Source organism: Pseudomonas sp. DWP2-2 (genome assembly GCF_049897065.1).
GTDB classification, from domain to species: Bacteria; Pseudomonadota; Gammaproteobacteria; order Pseudomonadales; family Pseudomonadaceae; genus Aquipseudomonas; species Aquipseudomonas paracarnis.
In genome coordinates, this window is record NZ_JAFCVN010000001.1 from 787,558 (window position 1) to 803,722 (window position 16,165).

Here is a 16,165-nt window from a genome sequence, read left to right on the forward strand (position 1 = left end):
TTGCATAAAAGCAACGCCATGTGGAGCGAATACCACACCTTCCTCGTTGCCGCGGAAACACTGAACTTCAGCCGTGCGGCTGAACGGCTTGGGCAGAACACTTCAAGCATCAGTCGCGCCGTGACCCGGCTGGAGGAGCACCTGGGTCTGCGCTTGTTCAATCGGATGCCCTCTATGCGATTGACGGACCCGGGCGAGCGGCTCTATAGCGAAATCGCGCCCTTGTTCGAAGGCCTTCAAGAGGTCGAAAGCGCGATCAAGTCGGATGATGGAAAAATTAGAGGACGCATCCGGGTCGTCGGATCGCCCGAGGTTGTGCACTGGTTTATCAACCCGGCTATCGCTCGAATGCTGGAAGAACAGCACGAAATTCATTTTGAAGTGGAGGCCAGCACACGCGTGCCAAACCCCCTTGAAGAGCCAGTGGATGTCTACTTCAGTCATCGCCGCGCCGAAGTGATTAACAAGTCGCTGGTTGCTCGGCCAATCTGTTCAATGCCACAAGGGTTATTCGCTTCTCCCCTGTTACTGGCCGGCAGGAAACCTCCCCGTGTACCGGACGATCTCTTGCAATGGCCCTGCCTTGGGCGTCAGGGAGAACCCGAGTGGGAGCTGATCGACCCCCAAGGACATAAACACCTGACGCCGGTGCAAGCCATCCTGCTTGCCACACCGAACGATGCGCGCATGGATCTTACTCTGCGCGGACTTGGCATCGCGCAGTTCAATTTGCCCAGCGCCAATGAGGCCGTAGAGAGCGGAAAACTGGTACGTATTTTACCTGGCTATACCCTCCAGAACATGTCGCTGTATGCTTTTCTACTGTCACGACGCTTGATTCCGCAGGCGGTGCAGATCTTTCTGCGCTATACCACGGAAGAGGCAAAAAAATACTTTCCCGATTGACCCCTGACTTGATATCGGTTCGTTAGGGCAGATGACGTACGACCTTAATAATCTTATAGCCTCCTATTCGTTGCATAACCGAGTAAAAACACCATGGGCAATTACTTTCATCATGTTCTTATTGGACTATTGGCCCTGCTTCCTATGGCCAATCCTCTAACTAGCATCTCCCTTTTACTAGGCCTTGGAGGAAAGCTGCCTACAGTAGAGCGTAACCGGCAAATCCTGAAGGCAAGCTTATATGTAGCTCTGATTATGTTTGTCAGCTTCTACGGAGGCAGCCTGGTAATGCAGGTATTCGGAATATCTGTCCCCGGCTTGAGAATAGCCGGAGGCCTGATCGTTACCTACATCGGTTTCGCCATGCTTTTTCCAGCAACGACACCTGACGAAACAGAAGTTCAGAAAGATTTCCTTTCAGAGAAAGAGAAATCAACCCCACATTTCCGCGATCTGTCATTTGTACCTTTAGCTCTTCCTGGTGCAGCAGGCCCCGGCACGATAGCGTTGCTTATCAGCTCCGCCTCTACCCTGCAGTCGACCTACCAGACCCTGCCACTCGTCATTCACCTTGCAGCCGCAACCGTATTCATCATTACTGCGCTTATTTTCTGGATAGCTTTACGATGTTCGGGGCGAATCATGAAAGTGCTTGGTGAGTCAGGAATCGATGCAATTTCCCGAGTCGTTGGTTTTCTACTGGTTTGTATGGGTGTTCAGTTCGTTATCAATGGTGGTTTTGAATTAGCGTCTACACCTATGCACTGATCATAGTTTTTCATAATAGTGAATTATTAAAGGCCGTTGATACTTCCGCGGCCACATTCGCTAGCAATTTTATCAAATGCCTGGCTCAGCGCTTCACCTCATTACCGACAGAAGAAAGCGCTCCGCGGAGGCATTTCATTATTAACGATCAGTTGGTAGGTCCCGCCCGGCGCCTCACGCATTAGCGTATAGAACAAGGACAGTGACGGCTGGGATCGAGATCGATCAGTAAGGTCCAATGATACGCGTCGGCGCAGAACGCGCCTAGATTGGCGCCAACCGCGGTTTTCCCCGGCCCGCCTTTGGTTGAAACGACTGCAGCGACTTTCATTGGCCTTACCTCTGAATCGAAGGATTAGAGATGGCATCATGGGAACCGCGCTAAGCGTCTGGATTGCTGGGTCAAATCCCAAGCAAAAAAAAGCCTGCATTTCTGCAGGCTTTTCTCTATCTGGCTCCACGACCTGGACTCGAACCAGGGACCCAATGATTAACAGTCATTTGCTCTACCAACTGAGCTATCGCGGAATGCGCCGTATGTTACTGATTAAAAAGAAGAAGTCAAGCGTCCTCAGAAATTTTCCGCAAAATCGTCCCCCTGCTCGCTTGAATACGGCGGTTCCTTGGCCAAATCCAGCCAGGCCCTTGCCGCTGGCGGCAAGTGGGCGCTCGCGCGCCAGGCCAGGGCGATGTGCCAATCGGTATGAGGCTCGTCCAGAGGGATCAAGGCGATGCCGGGATGTTGGTGTTTGTGCGCCAGCATCCTAGGCAGGAAGGCAACGCCCAGCCCTGCGGTGACCAGGTCGACGATAAAGTCTATTTGCCCGCTGCGGGCGGTGACTTTGGGGGTCACGCCTTTGCGTTCACAGGCGCTGAGGATCTTGGCATTGAGGGCAAAGCCGGCCTCGAACAGGATGAAGGGTGAGTCGGCCAGGTCGGTGAAGTCGATACGCTCGCGCCGGGCCAATGGGTGGCCCATGGGCAACACGGCGATCAACGGCTCGTTGCGCACCGGTTGGTAGTCAAAACCTTCATCAACCGGCAGCAGCAAGGCGGCGAGGTCCACCTCCCCTGCTTCCAGGCATTCGCGCAGCCTTTTACTGCCGTACTCGGTCAGTTCGATGTCGATGCCCGGGTAACGGCTGCGGTAAGTGGCGAACATCGCCGCAAACAACACGCCGCAACCTACCGGCGGCAGGCCGATGCGCAGCACGCCGCGCTGGAGGCCGCGCAGGTCGTTGATTTCAGCCATCAAGTCGGTGCGTTCGGCGAGCATCACCAAGGCGCGGCGGTAGGCAATTTCGCCGGCGGCGGTGAGTTCGTTCTTGTGGCCGAGGCGATTGAGCAGCGGCATGCCTAATTCGCCCTCAAGGGTCTTGACCGCTTTGCTGACGGTGGACTGAGTCAGGGCAACCACTTCGGCCGCCTGGGAGAACCCGCCCTGGCGCACCACTTCGACAAACGCACGCAATGTTCGTAGGTTCATCAGTATTCCTATAACGACTGGATGGCAGTGATAAAAGTTGTTTTCATCATGGCATAACTTTGCTTAGGGTGTAGCACTTTGCCCTGTGGAGACACCGTCGATGATCATCTCGTCCGCTTCCGATTACCGCGCTGCGGCCAAGCGCAAGTTGCCGCGCTTTCTGTTCGATTACATCGACGGCGGTGCCTACGCCGAGCACACACTGCGCGCCAACAGTTCGGACCTGGCCGAGATCAGCCTGCGCCAACGCATCCTGCGCAATGTCGACGACCTGAGCCTCACCACCCAGCTGTTCGGTACCGAACTGGCGATGCCAGTGATCCTTAGCCCGGTCGGCCTGACCGGCATGTATGCGCGACGCGGTGAAGTGCAAGCAGCCAAGGCGGCGGCCAACAAACACATCCCCTTCTGCCTGTCGACAGTGTCGGTGTGTTCGATTGAGGAGGTGGCCTCGCAAAGCCCGCAGTCGATCTGGTTCCAGCTGTATGTGCTCAAGGATCGCGGCTTCATGCGCAACGCTCTGGAGCGGGCGCAGGCAGCTGGCGTGACCACCCTGGTGTTCACGGTGGATATGCCCACACCCGGCGCACGCTACCGCGATGCGCACTCGGGCATGTCTGGCCCCTACGCAGCGCAGCGACGCATGTTGCAGGCGGTGACCAAGCCGCAGTGGGCCTTCGACGTGGGCTTGATGGGCCGCCCTCACGACCTGGGCAATATTTCCAAATACCTGGGCAAACCCACCCACCTGGAGGACTACATTGGTTGGCTGGCCAACAACTTCGACCCATCCATCAGTTGGAAAGACCTGGAGTGGATCCGCGAGTTCTGGAAAGGCCCGATGATCATCAAGGGCATCCTCGACCCTCAGGATGCCAAGGACGCGGTGAGTTTCGGTGCCGACGGCATCGTGGTCTCCAACCATGGCGGCCGCCAGCTCGACGGGGTGCTGTCCACGGCCAAGGCGTTGCCGCCAATTGCCGAAGCGGTGGGCGATGACTTGACCGTGCTGGTGGACTCCGGCATTCGCTCCGGGCTCGACGTGGTGCGCATGCTCGCCCTGGGCGCCAAGGCGTGCCTGCTGGGGCGCGCCACCGCCTACGCGCTGGCCGCCGAGGGCCAGCATGGGGTAGAGAATCTGCTGGACATCTTCGCCAAGGAAATGCGCGTGGCCATGACCCTGACCGGGGTCACCTCCATCGCGCAAATCGACCGTACCACCCTGGTCTAGTGGTGATGGGTGCGGTGTACTTTGTTCACGAATAACCGAAGCGTTGTTTATTTGCGACAAGCAACTCGCCCCACCGAAACAGTTACGTCAACCGGGCCGGCGGCAACGCTGGCCCAAATCAGCCAAATAACTGGCGCCATGCTTTAACGGACTTTTCTTATTTAAAAATTTGTTAATTGATTTATAAGGTTTTTTGCCAACTAAAGACACTTGGCATGAATCTCGCTCTAGTACTGTTCAAGCAGGTTCGGCGATGACAAGACGTGCGGCAGGGCCATGGGGTTATAACCCAATGAAAAGCGGTTTAAACTGTTTCCAATGTTTTACGGAACTGAAGGATCAGTAAGACGCTTGGCACTCGCCACCCTCATCCCGCCTGTAAGACAGCCCAGTGCTTAGAGGCCACGCGCTTATGAAAACCCCCACCCAGACCAACGCAATTGACTTTGACAGTGCCAAATTGCAACGCCTGGGATTTGGCCAGCCATCCTTGCGCCCACGCCGCCCCGCCACCCTCGCCGAACTTCGCCAGCAACTGAACCAGCAGTTGCAGACCAGCCTGGAGCCGGAGCGCATCCTGGGCCTGTTCTTTCGTGAGGTTCAGCGCCTGGTTCCGCTGGACGCGTTGCAATACCGTCACGCCGCCAGCGACCTGCGCCTGGAGTTTGGCCACCGGGGTCATCACTCCGTCAGCTACACCCTGAGCCATGAAGGGGAACACCTGGGGGAACTGGTCTTTCGTCGCAACCAGCGGTTGCTTGAAGAAGAACTGAGCCAACTCGAACTCCTGCTGGTGACCCTGCTTTATCCGATGCGCAACGCTCTGCTCTACCGCGCCGCCACCCGCAGCGCCCTGCGTGACCCGTTGACCGAAACCGGCAACCGTGTGGCCATGGACCAGACGCTGCAGCGAGAAATAGACATGGCACGTCGGCACTTGCACCCGCTGTCGTTGTTGATGCTGGACATCGACCACTTCAAGAAAATCAACGACACCCATGGGCATGCTGCGGGCGACAGCGTACTGCGGGCCGTAGCCGGGGCGATCAAACGCCAGCTGCGCAACGTGGACATGGTGTTTCGGTTTGGCGGGGAAGAGTTTTTGATCCTGCTCTCCAACACCGGTCGCGATGCCGCGAAAATGGTGGGAGAACGCCTGCGCCAGGCGGCGCAAGCCCAGGACTACTGGGTAGAGGGCACGCGAATCGAACTGACCGTGAGCCTCGGTTGTTCTACGCTGCTGGCGGCCGAGTCGGCTGAAAGCCTGCTGCGCCGGGCCGACAATGCGTTGTACGTGGCCAAGCGCGAAGGTCGCAATCGCTTGGCGATGGCGGGATAAGGCCAGTTGTGGCGAGGGAGCTTGCTCCCGCTGGGGCGCGAAGCGGCCCCATTTTTTATTTAAAAAGAATGGGCCTGCTACGCAGTCCAACGGGAGCAAGCTCCCTGGCCACAAATATCATCCGAACCGTTACATCACGCCTCGCTGGCGATGCGCACAGGGCGCTCGCGAACGGCTGGCGCCTTGTCTTTTTCCGCATTCTCTAGACGCATGCAGCTTTCCAGGAACAAGTGCATGTAGTCGTAGCTCTTGCACACCGCCTGGCGCAACTCTTCCTGCAAGGCCTTGCTCGGGTTGGTCCCGGCCAGTGTGCAGATGATTTCCAGGGCTTCCCAAGGGTGGGCATCGTCGTATTGGGCGTGCATCTTCAGCCACTTCATCGCCCGCTTGCGATCTTCCTCAGGGAAGGCGGCAGCATACACACCGGTAGAGCAGACCACGGCGGACCACTCCCCCGTCGCCCCCTCGATCGCGTAGTTGGTGGCGGCAATCGCGACGATCAACGCATCCGCCGAGCTGGTGTGCCAGCACCAATGACTCAGGGCGTGCAACTCGGGCGGCACCTCCTGCGCTTGCAGTTCTTCAAGGCTGACGCCGTGAGCCCGCGCCCAATTGACCCAATAGTCGGCATGGTTGAGCTCCACGCGAATGTTGCGCATCAGCCAACGGCGCGCCATATCCTCCCCAGGATGGCGGGCAAACTTGGTCTTGGTCAGGTTCTGCGCCATGTACAAGGCAAACTGTTCCACCACCGGCCAACCACCAATCAGGTAGTGGCGCATGGTCTTGGCGCTGAGGGCGTTGTCGCGCATGCGCTGGTACAGTTCGTGCTCGACAACCCGACGCTTGCTCTCGCTACAGTCCTGGATCAGTTGCTGCGCCCAGGCGGGGTAACTCGAGGCTTCCATAAGCGGGCCGGTTCTGTTGAATGTGTCGATCACTGTGGGGCTCCTTTTCAAGTGTGATTGTACAGACCAGCAAATGTTTCAGCGGAAAGTGCCGGGCGCCTTGAATAACAGAGGCTGCGGCCGCTCAGGTCGGCACTGCAGGCTATCAAAGGTAAATAATTGCGGGCGTTCAATCAGGTAGCCCTGAGCGTAATCCACACCTATCTCAAGTAAAGCCTGTTCGATCTGGGGTGTTTCAACAAACTCGGCAATCGTGCGCTTACCCATGACGTGGCCGATGTGGTTGATCACCTCGACCATGGCGCGGTTAATCGGGTCGTCCAGCATATCCTTTACGAAACTTCCATCGATCTTCAGGAAGTCTACAGGTAAATGTTTCAAATATGCGAATGAGGACATTCCGGCGCAAAAGTCATCCAGGGAAAAATGGCACCCTAACGCTTTGAGTTCATTAATAAATCGAATCGCACTGCCCAAATTGGCTATAGCGCTCGTTTCAGTTATTTCAAAACAAATCATTTCCGGTGGAATGCTGTAACTATCGAATTTCTGACGTAAAAAACCCAAAAAGTCATCATCGCCAATAGTGATGCCTGACAGATTAATCGCACACATGGCCATGGGTCGGCCCGGACGCTCATGCATGCAGCGGGCGATAATCTTGAATACGTTTTCCACTACCCAACGGTCCAGGGACGTCATCAAACCGTAACGCTCGGCAGCCGGAATAAAACTGTTGGGTAAAATGATCCGCCCCGCTTCGTCATGCAGGCGCAGGAGAATTTCGATGTGCCCATTGCCAGCGTCGGTAGGGCCCAACGGCGCGATTTCCTGGGCATAGAGGCAAAAGCGATCTTCTTCAAGGGCGATATGCAGCCGCTGTACCCAGGCCATCTCGCCAAACCGTAGAGACAACTCGGAGTCGTCGACGTGGTAGACCTGCACCCGGTTGCGCCCCTTTTCCTTGGCCATGTAGCACGCCATGTCGGCGGCGCGCAGGGAGGTTTCCAGGGTGGTCGGGGTTTGCGAGATATGCACCAGGCCGATGCTGACAGTGGTCATGAAGGGCCGCCCCTTCCACACGAAGTGCAAGCTTTGCACGGTATGGCGCAGGCTCTCGGCGATTTTTTCCGCCACCGGCGCCGGGCAGTTTTCCAGCAGGATGCCAAACTCGTCGCCGCCCAACCGAGCCAGGGTGTCGCCTTCGCGCAAGTCTGATTGCAATAGCGCGCAGATGTGACGCAACAATTCATCGCCTGCCGCGTGGCCACAGGTGTCATTGACCAGCTTGAACTGGTCGAGGTCGAGGAACATCAAGGCATGTCGCCCACTTTGCTGGCGCGCGACCTGTTGCAGCACCTGTTCAAGGCGGAACTCGAACTCGCGACGGTTGGCCAGGCCGGTCAAGGCGTCATGGGTGGCCTGCCAGGAAAGATTGGCGATGTACTGGCGTTCCTGGGTCATGTCGTGCAGCACCAGGACCGCACCGCTGATCTTGCCGGCGCTGCGGATCGGCGCGCCCACCAGGGTGACCGAGACCGTGCTGCCGTCCAGGCGCTGGATCAGCTTGGAATGCTCGCTGCCGCCGCTGAACTGGCCCTTGACGATGTGCTCAATCAGGGTGAATCCGTCGGGCTCGGCGTTTTCATTCAAAAGCTTGAACAACGCCGCCAGCGGCAGGCCCTGGGCCTGCCCCGAGCGCCAGTGGGTCAAGGCTTCAGCGGCAGGGTTCATATAGGCAATGGCCCCGTCGACATCGGTGGTAATCACCCCGTCGCCAATCGACTCCAATGTAATCTGCGCCCGCTCCTTCTCCGCTTGCAGCGCATCGGCAAAGGCATGACGCTGGGCCAGCAGCTTGTGGGTGCGCAGCAGCGCCAATACGAACAGGCCCAAGGCCGTCGCCAGGTTGGTGATCAACAACAGGCGCAGGATCATCCGCGAACCTTCGCCCAGGGCATCGCTGAACGCCTTGGCGGCGGGCGTCACCCCTTCATTGATGGCCGTGATGCGCGCCTTCCAACTATGGACATCGTCACTACTGACGTAGCCGGAGGTAATGGCGCCGTGCATCTCCTGGGCCAGCTCATCCAACTGCAGCAGATAGCCGTCGCCCACCGTCCACAGCTCAATGGCTTTTTCCAGGTAGCTGAAATGGCGGAAGTTGAGGTACAGCCAGATCAGGCTGGAAACGTCGTCCGGATGGTTGCCGCCCTTGAGGATACCCAGGCGCGCGGCCTCCATGTCTGGATTGGGACGGTCCAGGGCAATGCGCAATTCATGCCCACCCTGGGGCACGGCAATGGCCTGCTGGTATTTGAGGTAGGTGGCGTCGTTGCGGTTATCGGCGTAGAGGGTCAGGTAGTAGATGGCATCCTTCTGGCCCTTGGACCACAGGCTTTCGCCCGCCACATAACCCCGCACTGCCGAAAGCACGTAGAGACTGACGCAGCCTAACAATGCCTGGAACAACACGACGGCGATGAAGGGCCAGACAATACCCAACAGGCGTGGCGTTCCGAGAGTCCGCTTTTGCTTCATGAAGTCCCTTACACATGCACAGCTTAATACGCACGCGAAAATCCGCTCCCGATAGCACAGCCTAAGCTAAATCAACGCACTTGTTGCAAGTGTCCGTACAGTTTGGCGTACAACCCACCATCGGCAATCAACTGCTGATGGTCGCCATCCTCGGCGATGTGCCCGCCATCGAACACCAACACTCGGTCAGCCTGCTTCACCGCAGACAGCCGGTGAGCGATGATCAGTGTAGTACGCCCGCTGAGAAACCGCGCCAGTGCCTGGTGCAGGTTGTACTCGGTCGCCGCATCCAATGCAGACGTGGCCTCGTCCAGAATCACCACTTTAGGCTCGGCGAGCACCATGCGGGCAATCGCCAGGCGTTGCCGCTGGCCACCGGAAAAGCGCACGCCCGAACGCCCGACCACGCTGTCCAGGCCCAAGGGCAATGCCTTGACAGTAGCATCCAGTTGGGCGATTTCCAGCGCCTGCCAGCAGGCTTGATCGGTGCGGGTGCGGCCCATGGTCAGGTTGGCGCGCACGGTATCGTTGAACAGCGCAGGATGTTGCAGCACCACCGCGACGTTCTCGCGGATGGTCTCCAGGCCAATCTCCTGCTGGGTGGCAGTGCCAAAGCGAATGCTGCCGGCCTGCGGCGTGTAGAGCCCCAGCAACAGTTGCACCAGGGTGCTTTTACCGCCGCCGCTGGCGCCGACAATTGCCACCTTTTCACCCGGTGCGATGGCCAGGTTCAACTGGTTGAGTACCAGGTCTTCGCCGTAGCCGAAGTCGAGGCCACGCACTTCGATGCCGACCGTCTCGCGCCCGCTGAACGGGTCTGCGCCGCCTGGGTATTGCGGCTCATCGGCACGCGCCAGCAGCTCGTTGATGCGCGACAGCGCGCCGCCCGCCGCGTAATAGGCGTATTGCAGGTTCAGCAGTTGTTCCACCGGGCCAATCATGAACCACAGGTAACTGAACACCGCGAGCATCTGGCCGATGGACAGGTCGGAAAACAGCACGGTGAGCATGGCCGCGGCGCGGAAGATGTCGATACCGAACTGGAACAGCAAGCCACTGGCGCGGCTCGACGCGTCGGTTTTCCACTGGGAATGAATGGCGTAGTCACGCACTTCCTGGGCACGCTGGCCCAGGCGCCCGAGGAAAAAGCCTTGGCGGTTGCCGGCACGTACTTCCTGGATGGCATCGAGGGTTTCAGTCAGCGCCTGGGTAAAGCGTGAAGTACTGTCGTTTTCCAGCTTCTTGAGGTGCTTGACGCGCTTGCCCAACTGCACCGTGGCGTAGATCACCAACGGGTTGAACAACAGGATCAACAACGCCAGTTGCCAATGCATCCACACCAGGATCGCCGAGGTGCCGACCAGGGTCAGCATCGCCACCAGGAAGCGGCTGAGGGTTTCACCCACGAATTTGTCCAGCGTGTCCAGGTCGGTCACCAGATGAGTGGTGACCGTACCGCTGCCCAGGCTTTCGTACTCACCCAGAGAGATACGCTTGAGACGCTCGATCAGGCGCACGCGGATGCGGTACACGATGTCCTTGGCCAAGCGCGCAAACAGCCGCGCCTGCACCACGTTGAACACCAGCGCGCCGCAGCGCAGGGCCAGGGTGACCAAGAGCATCAGGCCGATATAGCCAGCGGCTTTTTGCCAACCCAGGGGCAGCGCGTGGTTCATCACCTTGAGGGCGGCATCGCCATGGCCCAGCAGCACTTCGTCCACCAGCAACGGCAATAACAGCGGGATAGGCACGCTGCACAGGGTGGCGAGCACGGCGACACCGTTGGCGACCCACAGGGATTTCTTGTGGCGCAGGGCCAGGCGGCGAATTTCTGCCCAGGTCAGGCGGTCGGTGCGTGGAGGCTGTTCATACACAGGCAGCTCGCTCCAGCCATCGACCCAGTAACGGCGACAGCTCGGACAGCGGCTGGTAACCATTGGTCAGCAAGGCCAACTGGCCGTTGCGCTCGGCCAGCAGGGTCGGGAACCCGGCAATGCCCAGGTCCTGCACCCAAGTGAAATCGGCCGCCGTGGCCGCGTGCTGATCGGCACGGTCGAACTCGCCGGCAAACTCGATACGTGGAATACCGGCCTGTTCGGCCAGCTCCACCAGCACAGGGGCGAGCGTCACGTCCCGGCCTTCGACATAGAACGCACGCTGGATCAGCCCCAGCAGCTTCCAGGCGCAATCCGGCGCCAGGCTGCGTGCGGTGACGATAGCGCGGCATGCCGGCTCCGTGTCGTAGACAAACCCGTCGGGCAATGCGCCTTCTCGCTTGAACGGCTGGCCGGTGGCGTCGGTGACGGCCTGCCAGTGTTCAAGGATGTAGCGCCGGGTAGTCGGCTCCAGCGCCGCGCCGCTGCCGGTGCGCAAGCCGCCCACCACCAGGTGCACGTCCACGCCGGCCGCCTGGGCCTGCTCCACCAGCGCTTGTGCCACCGGGGCAAAGCCCCAGCACCAGGAACACATCGGGTCCATTACATAGAGCAGGCGCGCAGACATGGCTCAGGCCTCGGAAGGGGTTTGCTTGTAGTTGTAACCAATCGGGTGCGGCATGTTGCGGGCCTTGGCCAGTTCGATCTGCTTCTGGCGGTCGATCGCACTGCGACGAGTCTTCTCCGGCAGCTTATCCCAGCAATGGGGGCAACTGATGCCCGCCACGTAATGCTCGGAGGCGCGGTCTTCTACGCTCACGGGTGTGCGGCAGGCATGACATTGATCGTAGTCGCCTTCACTCAAGTCGTGGCGCACGGTCACGCGATTGTCGAACACAAAGCAGTCGCCCTGCCATTTAGTTTCTTCCTGGGGCACCTCTTCGAGGTACTTCAGGATACCGCCCTTGAGGTGGTAGACCTCATCGAAGCCTTCGCTGAGCATGTAGCTCGACGCCTTCTCACAGCGAATGCCGCCAGTGCAGAACATGGCGACCTTCTTGTGCTTGGCCGGGTCGAAGTTGGCTTTGATGTAGTCGGGAAATTCGCGAAAACTGGTGGTTTTCGGGTCGATTGCGCCTTCAAAGGTGCCGATGGACACTTCGTAGTCGTTACGGGTGTCGATCAACAATACTTCCGGGTCGCTGATCAGCGCGTTCCAATCCTGCGGGTCGACGTAGGTACCCACCTTTTTGTTCGGGTCCACGCCTTCGACACCCAGGGTCACGATCTCTTTCTTGAGTTTGACCTTGGTGCGGTAGAACGGCTGGTCGTCGCAGTAAGACTCTTTGTGGTCGATGTCGACCATGCGTGGGTCTTTCTTGAGCCAGGCCATCAGGCCATCAATACCTTCGCGGCTGCCGGAAACGGTGCCGTTGATGCCTTCTTCGGCGATCAGCAAGGTGCCTTTGATGCCGTTATCGACCATCGCCTGCAACAGGGGCTCGCGCAGGGCGACGTAATCTTCGAGGGTGACGAACTTATACAGTGCCGCCACGACAATCGGTTGAGTCATGGGTGTTCTCTCCAGGTGGCTACCCTCGTAAGGGGTGAACCGGATGCAAAAAAAACGCGCCGGCTAAGCGGCGCGTTGCGGATTCTATCAGGGTTACCCCATCAATGTCCGCCGGCGCAGGTCGGCGAGGCCGGGGCTGCGTCGATTGTCGCCCACTCGTCGGGCGTATAGGTATGCAGCGCCAGCGCATGGAACTCGCTCATCAGATCACCCAGGGTGGCGTAGACCTTCTGGTGGCGCTTGACGCGGTTGAGCCCCTCGAACTGCTGGCTGACCAGCACGGCCTTGAAGTGGGTCTGCAACCCACGGCTGTGCATGTGGCTTTCATCCAGCACGCTCAAGTGTTGCGGGGCCAGGGCGGCAAGGGCCGTTTCGATACGCTGTTGCATGGTCATTCCTGCTTACTTCTTCTTGGCCGGTGCGGCGGCTTTTGGCGCCAGCTCGTTGGTCATGTCTTCCAACAGCTTGTTCACCACCGGTACGGCGCTTTCCAGCTTGGCCTGGGTCATCTGGGCCGATTGCTGGGTCAGCTGGGGCATTTTTTCCAGGACTTTCTTGCCAAGTGGCGACTGGTAGAACGCTACCAGGTCCTTGAGCTCGGATTCGCTGAAGTTGGTGGTGTAGAGCTTGACCATGTCAGGCTTGAGCTTCGGCCAGCCGATGGCCTGGTCCAGAGCGGCGTTGGCCTTGGCCTGGTAGCTGTCCAGTACCGACTGCTTGGCGGCAGGCGCCTTGGTCTGTTCGAAACGCTGGGCGAACATTTGCTGCACTTGCATGTACACCGGGGTACCCAGCTTGTCAGCATGGGCCAGGGTAAGGAAGGCTTCGGCACTGGCGTTGTGGCTGGCGGTATCGGCAAGAACCTGGCCGCTGGCGCAAACCAGAGCAACCGCGGTACAGATGGCACGAAGACGAGTCATCGAGTTTCCTTTTCTAGCAGGCGAGGTAAGACCCCAAGGGCGACCATTCTGCGCCTAAAAAACCTCGCGGCTCAACCCCACTCCTTGGCAAGCCCCGGTTTCACGGGGCGCGATGGCACAAATGCGCTTTTAGGGAACCCACGCTGGCCGCCAGGGCCTAAACTGACCAATCACGACTGCATAAGGAGGGTGACCGATGAGCCGTATCGAAACCGACAGCCTGGGGGAAGTACAGGTCCCTGATGACGCCTATTGGGGCGCGCAAACCCAACGTTCGCTGGTCAATTTCGCGATTGGCGAGCAGCGCATGCCGCTGGCGGTATTGCATGCCCTGGCCCTGATCAAGAAGGCTGCGGCGCGGGTCAACGACCGCAACGGCGACTTGCCCGCCGATATTGCCCGCCTGATCGAGCAGGCTGCCGACGAAGTCCTGGACGGCCAGCATGACGACCAGTTCCCGCTGGTGGTCTGGCAGACCGGCAGTGGCACCCAGAGCAACATGAACGCCAACGAAGTGATCGCTGGCCGCGCCAACGAACTGGCCGGCAACAACCGCGGCGGCAAGAGCCCGGTGCACCCCAACGATCACGTCAACCGTTCCCAGAGTTCCAACGACTGCTTCCCCACCGCCATGAGCATTGCTGCGGTGCAAGCGGTGAACAAGCAACTGCTGCCGGCAATCGCCACCTTGTCCGGTGGGCTGGCAGAATTGGCCGCGCGGCATATGAAGCTGGTCAAGACCGGCCGTACCCACATGATGGATGCCACACCGATCACCTTCGGCCAGGAACTTTCGGCGTTTATCGCCCAGCTCGATTACGCCGAGCGTGCGATCCGCAGCGCCCTGCCCGCGGTGTGCGAGCTGGCCCAGGGCGGCACCGCCGTCGGCACCGGCCTCAATGCCCCCCATGGCTTTGGCGAGGCGATTGCTTCCGAGCTGGCCGCGTTGTCGGGTCTACCCTTTGTGACCGCGCCGAACAAATTCGCCGCCCTCTCCGGCCATGAGCCGCTGGTGACCTTGCACGGCGCGCTGAAAACCCTGGCCGTGGCGCTGATGAAAATCGCCAACGACCTGCGCCTGCTGGGTTCCGGCCCTCGCGCCGGGCTGGCCGAAGTCAAGTTGCCGGCCAACGAACCGGGCAGTTCGATCATGCCCGGCAAGGTCAACCCCACACAATGCGAAGCGCTGTCGATGCTGGCCTGCCAGGTGCTGGGCAACGACGTGACCATCGGCATGGCCGCCAGCCAAGGGCACTTGCAGTTGAACGTGTACAAACCGGTGATCATCCACAACCTGCTGGAGTCGATCCGCCTGCTGGCCGATGGCTGCAACAACTTCCAGGAGCATTGCATTGCCGGTCTTGAACCCGACGCCGAGCAAATGGCCCAGCACCTGGAACGCGGACTGATGCTGGTCACCGCCCTCAACCCGCATATCGGCTACGACAAGTCAGCCGAAATCGCCAAGAAGGCTTACGCCGAAGGGCTGACACTGCGTGAGGCTGCACTGGAGCTGGGCTATCTCACCGATGCCGAGTTTGACCAGTGGGTGCGCCCGCAAAACATGCTCGGCGCTTAAACCGACATCCGCAGCCGCCGGGCCCTGAGCCCGGCGAGCAGCGAAGGCGCCAGCGCCACCATCGCCGAGCCAGTCACCACCACCAAAGCCCCCACATACCCCAAGGCATTGATCTCTTCGGCTTGCACATAGTCCGGCCACAGCCAGGCCGACACTGCCACCGCCACAAAGGTCACCAACGGCGTCAACGCCAGGGTCGCACTGACCCGCGAGGCTTCCCAATGCGCCAGGGCTTCGGCAAATGCGCCGTAGGCCACCAGCGTATTCATGCAGCACGCCAGCAGCAGCCAGCCTTGCAACGGGCTCAACTGCAACGCCTCCAGCGGGTGCGCCCAAGGCGTGAGCAACACCGCGCACGACAGGTAGATCACCATCATCACCTGCAATGAATTCCATACCGTCAGCAACTGCTTCTGCCCCAGTGCATAGAACACCCAGATGGTGGTGGCGAGCAGGATCGTCAGCACACCGGCGGTGTAGGTGCCCATGGACGTCAGCAACTCCACCAGGCGTTGGTTGAAAAACAAGCCAAAGCCTGCGATCAGCACCATCAGCCCCACCCCCTGCCCCAGACTGAAGCGCTCCTTGAACACAAACACACTGGCAACCATCAGAAAGATCGGGCCCATCTGCACCACCAACTGCGCCGTGCCGGGGCTAAGCATTTTCAGGCCAACCAGGTACAGCACGTAGTTGCCCACCAGGCCACACACCGCCATGCCCACCAGCCACCCACCCTTGGGGCCAAGCACTTTGCGGCTGGGCAGGCGTTTGGTGGCGGCCAGGTAAACGAACAGGCACGTGCCCGCTACCATGAGGCGAAACCAGGTCACGGTGATCGGGTCCATCACCTGCAACACTTGCTTGAGCTTGATCGGGAGAATGCCCCACAGAAACGCGGTCAGCAGGGTCAGGAAGAAACCGTAGACCCAGCGGCCGGAAGAGATGTGCATGAGTGCCCCAGATGCCAGAGGAAGTGGAGCAGGCATTCTAGGGGCAAGTCACTGAGTTCGGATACGTCACAGTCTTGAATGTGGGGG

14 protein-coding genes, 1 tRNA gene and 1 pseudogene are annotated in these 16,165 nt (G+C 59.4%); 5 read left to right on the forward strand and 11 right to left on the reverse strand.

Features of this window, described 5'->3' with window-relative positions:
* A complete protein-coding gene (locus ACP7CZ_RS03445; RefSeq protein ID WP_294164964.1) occupies nucleotides 1-906 on the forward strand; it encodes a LysR family transcriptional regulator in 906 nt (301 codons plus the stop codon).
* Between the two features lie 93 nt (nucleotides 907-999).
* Nucleotides 1,000-1,674: a MarC family NAAT transporter gene (locus ACP7CZ_RS03450; RefSeq protein WP_014719246.1), complete on the forward strand. Its 675-nt coding sequence runs from the start codon at nucleotides 1,000-1,002 to the stop codon at nucleotides 1,672-1,674.
* A gap of 134 nt (nucleotides 1,675-1,808) precedes the next feature.
* Here the strand turns inward: ACP7CZ_RS03450 and ACP7CZ_RS03455 are convergent.
* From ACP7CZ_RS03455 to ACP7CZ_RS03465, 3 genes and pseudogenes are all read right to left on the reverse strand, one after another.
* A pseudogene (locus ACP7CZ_RS03455) lies at nucleotides 1,809-2,005 on the reverse strand (ParA family protein); the annotation flags it as partial.
* Nucleotides 2,006-2,126: 121 nt separating this feature from the next.
* Nucleotides 2,127-2,202: transfer RNA gene (locus ACP7CZ_RS03460), tRNA-Asn, on the reverse strand.
* A 43-nt stretch (nucleotides 2,203-2,245) separates the two neighbouring features.
* Entirely contained in the window at nucleotides 2,246-3,160 is a 915-nt protein-coding gene (locus ACP7CZ_RS03465) for a LysR family transcriptional regulator (protein ID WP_294164970.1), read from the reverse strand.
* Between the two features lie 100 nt (nucleotides 3,161-3,260).
* Between ACP7CZ_RS03465 and lldD the strand changes: the two genes are divergently transcribed.
* Together lldD and ACP7CZ_RS03475 are read left to right on the forward strand one after the other, a co-directional pair.
* A complete protein-coding gene (gene lldD, locus ACP7CZ_RS03470) occupies nucleotides 3,261-4,391 on the forward strand; it encodes an FMN-dependent L-lactate dehydrogenase LldD (protein WP_003192725.1) in 1,131 nt (376 codons plus the stop codon).
* Nucleotides 4,392-4,803: 412 nt separating this feature from the next.
* Nucleotides 4,804-5,730 (forward strand): GGDEF domain-containing protein, encoded by a 927-nt coding sequence (locus tag ACP7CZ_RS03475; RefSeq protein WP_054896309.1) that lies wholly within the window; start codon nucleotides 4,804-4,806, stop codon nucleotides 5,728-5,730.
* A 134-nt stretch (nucleotides 5,731-5,864) separates the two neighbouring features.
* Here the strand turns inward: ACP7CZ_RS03475 and ACP7CZ_RS03480 are convergent, their stop codons facing one another.
* The 7 genes from ACP7CZ_RS03480 to ACP7CZ_RS03510 form a co-directional block, all read right to left on the reverse strand.
* Nucleotides 5,865-6,638 carry a TenA family transcriptional regulator gene (locus ACP7CZ_RS03480; RefSeq protein ID WP_153474739.1) on the reverse strand — a complete coding sequence of 258 codons (774 nt, stop codon included), beginning with the start codon at nucleotides 6,636-6,638 and terminating at the stop codon, nucleotides 5,865-5,867.
* 78 nt (nucleotides 6,639-6,716) lie between these two features.
* Nucleotides 6,717-9,179, reverse strand: a complete 2,463-nt coding sequence (locus ACP7CZ_RS03485; protein WP_294164974.1) for an EAL domain-containing protein — start codon at nucleotides 9,177-9,179, stop codon at nucleotides 6,717-6,719.
* 71 nt (nucleotides 9,180-9,250) lie between these two features.
* Complete coding sequence (locus ACP7CZ_RS03490; protein WP_034126161.1) at nucleotides 9,251-11,053, reverse strand: ABC transporter ATP-binding protein; 1,803 nt, start codon at nucleotides 11,051-11,053, stop codon at nucleotides 9,251-9,253.
* The gene (locus tag ACP7CZ_RS03495) at nucleotides 11,046-11,681 is read right to left on the reverse strand and encodes a DsbA family protein (RefSeq protein ID WP_032896046.1); all 636 of its coding nucleotides are present in this window, start codon (nucleotides 11,679-11,681) and stop codon (nucleotides 11,046-11,048) included. The genes ACP7CZ_RS03490 and ACP7CZ_RS03495 overlap by 8 nt, the downstream gene beginning before the upstream one ends.
* A 3-nt stretch (nucleotides 11,682-11,684) precedes the next feature.
* Entirely contained in the window at nucleotides 11,685-12,626 is a 942-nt protein-coding gene (locus ACP7CZ_RS03500; protein WP_014719256.1) for a rhodanese-related sulfurtransferase, read from the reverse strand.
* Between the two features lie 101 nt (nucleotides 12,627-12,727).
* Nucleotides 12,728-13,021 carry a BolA family protein gene (locus tag ACP7CZ_RS03505; RefSeq protein WP_054896313.1) on the reverse strand — a complete coding sequence of 98 codons (294 nt, stop codon included), beginning with the start codon at nucleotides 13,019-13,021 and terminating at the stop codon, nucleotides 12,728-12,730.
* A gap of 6 nt (nucleotides 13,022-13,027) precedes the next feature.
* Complete coding sequence (locus tag ACP7CZ_RS03510; RefSeq protein ID WP_014719258.1) at nucleotides 13,028-13,546, reverse strand: DUF2059 domain-containing protein; 519 nt, start codon at nucleotides 13,544-13,546, stop codon at nucleotides 13,028-13,030.
* Nucleotides 13,547-13,742: 196 nt separating this feature from the next.
* Here ACP7CZ_RS03510 and ACP7CZ_RS03515 point away from each other — a divergent pair, with 196 nt between their 5' ends.
* Nucleotides 13,743-15,125 (forward strand): class II fumarate hydratase, encoded by a 1,383-nt coding sequence (locus ACP7CZ_RS03515; RefSeq protein WP_057977022.1) that lies wholly within the window; start codon nucleotides 13,743-13,745, stop codon nucleotides 15,123-15,125.
* Here ACP7CZ_RS03515 and ACP7CZ_RS03520 read toward each other — a convergent pair.
* Entirely contained in the window at nucleotides 15,122-16,078 is a 957-nt protein-coding gene (locus tag ACP7CZ_RS03520) for a DMT family transporter (RefSeq protein WP_054922648.1), read from the reverse strand. The genes ACP7CZ_RS03515 and ACP7CZ_RS03520 overlap by 4 nt on opposite strands.
* Between the last annotated feature and the right edge of the window lie 87 nt (nucleotides 16,079-16,165).